The sequence below is a fragment of the Nonomuraea candida genome (assembly GCF_000725485.1).
Taxonomy (GTDB): Bacteria; Actinomycetota; Actinomycetes; order Streptosporangiales; family Streptosporangiaceae; genus Nonomuraea; species Nonomuraea candida.
The window spans coordinates 1-4083 of the sequence record NZ_JOAG01000104.1 but is presented as its reverse complement, the minus strand read 5'-3'; the positions used below and the strand labels follow the sequence as shown (position 1 = coordinate 4083).

Annotated in this window: 3 protein-coding genes; all 3 read right to left on the bottom strand. The window is 62.8% G+C overall.

What is annotated here, in order from left to right; all coding sequences use genetic code 11:
- Positions 1-575: 575 nt before the first annotated feature.
- Complete coding sequence (locus tag IO39_RS53735; protein WP_084774556.1) at positions 576-872, bottom strand: hypothetical protein; 297 nt, start codon at positions 870-872, stop codon at positions 576-578.
- Between the two features lie 425 nt (positions 873-1297).
- On the bottom strand, positions 1298-1498 hold the full coding sequence (locus IO39_RS55595; protein ID WP_157549808.1) for a hypothetical protein: 201 nt from the start codon (positions 1496-1498) through the stop codon (positions 1298-1300).
- Between the two features lie 1062 nt (positions 1499-2560).
- Complete coding sequence (locus IO39_RS43150; RefSeq protein WP_043637450.1) at positions 2561-2998, bottom strand: hypothetical protein; 438 nt, start codon at positions 2996-2998, stop codon at positions 2561-2563.
- Between the last annotated feature and the right edge of the window lie 1085 nt (positions 2999-4083).

Genomic DNA, 4083 nt, shown 5'->3' with positions numbered 1-4083 from the left:
AACTCCGGCGGATACGACTTCATCGCCACGTGGAACTCCTTGTCTCCGGATCTCCATCATCCGGTACTCAAGGTGTCCACACATCGGGGGCAGGGCCCGCCGGACGGCTGTTCTTGCGTACGCGGCCAACTCGGGTAACACCTGCGTGATGTCAACCGGAGGCTTGGAAGTGGTGCGAGCCATGAGCACGAAGACTAGGCCGCTGGCGCCTACAGAGAGAAGACCGGACCTTGAACCTCCCTAGCGTCGTACAGAGGCTGCTGCGGCGTAACGCCGAGACCGCGACCGAAGAATCCGCGAATTAGAGAAGGCAATTTGATCGAGGTCAGCGGCTCTGGCCTGCGGTCGCGCTGTCTGTGGACGTCCGCAGGGTTCCACCGTCGTTCACTCTCTTGGCTGTACTCGTGGCTGAACAGCCGAGGCTCCCTCGATGGCCTGATCGCTTCCTTATCCGGACCGTCCAAGACGTGAACAGGAGTTCCCGACCGTGTCTTGAGTGATACCAGACGGATGTGGCTGTGCGCTGTTGTGGTGGTCTCCACCGAACCCGGGGCGATTCAAATCTTGGCACGTCGTCAATCGAGGGCCCGGTACTCTGGCGATGGGTGTGTGAGCTCCGGACGGTCGATCCAGTAGCTGTCACCATAGAGTTCCAGCATCGCCCAATGCCATGCCTCATCGTGGAAGATGAGTCCGCGGTATGCTTCGTCACTTGGCTCGTAGGGGTAGCGATTCAGCGCTGCCGCCTCGGCTTCGCTCGGCGAAAGTCCTCCGTACCGCCGCATCACCCACGCGAAACGCCGCCGCTCGCCACGCAGATAGGTTACGTATTCTTCCTCGCTCCACACCGTCTCATCTCCGTCCGGAGCCATGTCGGCACCATGGGGACCTATCGAGGTAACTCTGGGATCGAACCAATCCCTCAGCCGTCAGCATGGGAATTGTAGGGATCTTGGCTTGTAGAGGCGCTGACCTGCGACTGAGGTTTGTCGTGAGTGACCGTGGTTGACCCCTCGTCACCGCCCTTAATGGCACGCCAATGGCACGACGATCAAGGCTCTGAGCTGGACTCGGCGGCGATGGCGCGGAGCTGCTCGATCTCGGCGAAGATCTCTTGATCGGTGAGCACGGACCGAACGATCAGCCCTTGCGGACCCGTTTCCCTGTGGTACTTGCGAAGAGACAAACAGAGACCGGCTCGGAGGTCTGACAGTTCCCGACGGAGCGCGTCGCGTTCGGCGATCAGCTCGTCTACGTCGTCCAGGGTGAAGAGCGTCTTGGAGGGGTCATTTATGGTTCAGCCGCGCTCGCCGGGTTCCCAGAAGATATTGATCTCAACACCTTCAAGAGGGTCACCACCGGGTGTCGCGTCTTGGGCGGTGGTCACGTTGAGATCTTCTACACGGAGATACCAACCCCCTGCGTTGACGTCGACTACGACGGGGGTTTCGTCGGGCTGGCCAGTGAGGTAGTCGAGAAGTTGGCGGACGGTGAGCATAGGCGCAGGGTGACATGGATTGCGCACCTGCGCACACCCCGCCTGACTGATCATCCTGTCTGCCATCGACCCGCCCGCAGGGGAAGCGGGACAGGGCTACGGGTGCCAAATGGAGCGCCCTACCGGACGAACGATCTGGTACCCGTGGCCCTGGTCTGCTCGGCTTCTCCGGGTCGATGGTGGACGGGGGTGATCCAACACGACGGCGAACGTCGCCTCGAACGTCCTCCCGTCCCCACGCCGGTGGGGGTGATCCGTTCCTCCCCCACGGCGAGGTCAATGAATCCGCCCCGTCTCCACGCCCGTGGGGTGATCCGGGCGGCGCCGAGGCGCGCATCCGAGTCGGGCCCCCGTCTCCACGGCCCGGGGAGTGATCCGGCGGTCGCCTGGTAGCGGCCGCAGATGCTGGCCCCGTCCTCATGCCCGTGGGGTGATCAGCCGGACCACCAATTCGGACCGGCCGTACGCCCGGGAGTGAGCCGACTGGCCGTTCACCCCCGTGCCACAATCCAGCGAGATCCAGGCCATGATCCAATGGGAACGCATTGGAACGATCAACCGTAGGCGGCCAGTGTCGGCCGTAAACGGCCGGACACAAGCGAGAGGCCCGTCACCGCGTTTCCGCTGGTGACGAGCCTCTTCCCACTGGCGTGGCAGGTGCAAGGTTCGAACTTGCGTAGGCTGAGCCGACGGTTTACAGGGGACCGATGGTCCTGGCCTCGACGCGGCCTCAACCTCGTTGTACGCCCTCAGTCTCGCCCTTGGAGCCGCAGATCATTCCGCGCATAGTCCGGATCTTGCTACGTGCGGCCAGCACGCTTCTCCCCTGTCTGATCATCCCGTCCGCCGTCGTCCCGCCCGAAGGGAAAGCGGGCCTGGGCCATGGGGTCAAGGTGGAGCGCCCCACCGGACGAACGACCTTGACCCCATGGCCCAGGTCTGCTCGGCTTGTCCCGGGTCGATGGCGGACGGGATGATCAGACTTCCACCTCAACCACGTACGGCGCTGTCCCCTGGCTCGGCGATCATCCCGGAGCCGGAGCCCCCCGCCGGAGGCGTGCTTTAGATGTTCAAGTACGTAAGGCACGCGATACCGACGATGACGAGGCCGATTCCCAACAAGATGATTCCGAGTACGTTGAGGGAGCCCCAAAACAGCCAGAGCCAAGCAGCTGTCGCCGCGAGCGCCAACAGAAGCCAGAGTCCGGCTCGGACTGCTCCACCGTAGTCACCTGAGACGATCAGCGCCAAGGCCCCGAGAAGGATGTACAGGCCGATCCCCCAAAGCAGTAGTCGCCCGAAGTCCTGGTCGGAGCCGAATATCTGCAGCCGTTCGACAAGGGTTGGAACGGCGACCGGGAGTTGCGCTTGCTCAGGATTTGAGGGACCGTGCCCTTCACCCCATGGGGCCCTCTCATCCCATTTTAGGAAGGTCATCACGGCGACCACGAGAGCTGCGACGGTGGCTACTTCCGCGAGGATCGTCAACCGGCTGCGCATCCTGCCATCGTCTGTTGCTCGGAACGGTCGTGTCCAGCCGGTAGGCCGAGTGCGCTGCGGTGGCGTGGCGCCCGGGTCGGCGGGTCAGCTGGTTGCGGCGAGATCTGACGCGGGCCGGCCCGAGGCGCCGCCGTCCGGGACCGGCCCTCAGGCCGCATGCCCGGGCGGCGGGCGCCAGCGGGCCGGTACGGCGGCGCGCCGCGCCGCCGCTTGATGCCTACAAGAACGTTTCGGCAAAGTGCGAGGCCAGCTAAGACAGTCGAGTATCTCGAGAAGACAATCAGTATGCCGCGCCTAGATGGAGAATCGCTGAGGCCATCCGCAGATCGCAAGATCAGCGGATGGCCTCAACTTGAGCATGATCTCTGAGGCTGGCCCAACGCCGCGTTCAGAGACCATGTCTCCTTCCAAGAGATCCGTCTAGCACCGGCTCACCGCTGGCATAGCCGTCGCATGACGCGATCCCCGAGATGAGCCGCTTCGCCGTCACGCGAACGCGTCTCGTCCGTTGAACCTCACGAGGTTCGCTCCCGACGATACGTCATAGCTCCAGCACTTAGCAGCGTTTCCCGCTTTTGAGCACATGCGTCCCTTAATGTCAGCGTAAGTCCGATGTGACCGGTACCCCTAATTCGCGGATCGCTTTCGGCAGGTAGCCGAGAGTAGTCGAAAGGGATCAATTGGACCGTTCAAGCCCCACGACGTCCTGCCATCTGGGACGCTTTTGTAGTCCCTGGCACACGGCTCTCATCTCCGAGAGTCACTCGCGTCACCGAGGTGCCAAAGGGCACGTCCGTTGATCACACGAGGAAGGGCTCAAGATGGGCTCGACAGCACAACCTCCGCAGGCTCCTTCAGAGCAGCCACATGCAGACACCTCACTTCTATCACCGCGAGCAGCGGTGATCTTTGTCGGGGCTCTGCTTGTTGGTGTGGCCGCAGCAGCGTTGACTTACTCAGAGACAATGAGCTTTGCGTACGCAGGGCTAGTGGCCTGTCACGCAACCTTGGACGGGTAACTGGTCCAGCTTCGAATAGGTGAGCTGGCGGCGAAGCTGGTCTTTGGTTGCGCGTGAGCGTTGCGC

What these genes read in the sequence shown, in the direction of transcription:
- IO39_RS53735 (WP_084774556.1), bottom strand. Translation starts at nt 872, where the DNA reads ATGGCTCCGGACGGAGATGAGACGGTGTGGAGCGAGGAAGAATACGTA.
- IO39_RS55595 (WP_157549808.1), bottom strand. Translation starts at nt 1,498, where the DNA reads ATGCTCACCGTCCGCCAACTTCTCGACTACCTCACTGGCCAGCCCGAC.
- IO39_RS43150 (WP_043637450.1), bottom strand. Translation starts at nt 2,998, where the DNA reads ATGCGCAGCCGGTTGACGATCCTCGCGGAAGTAGCCACCGTCGCAGCT.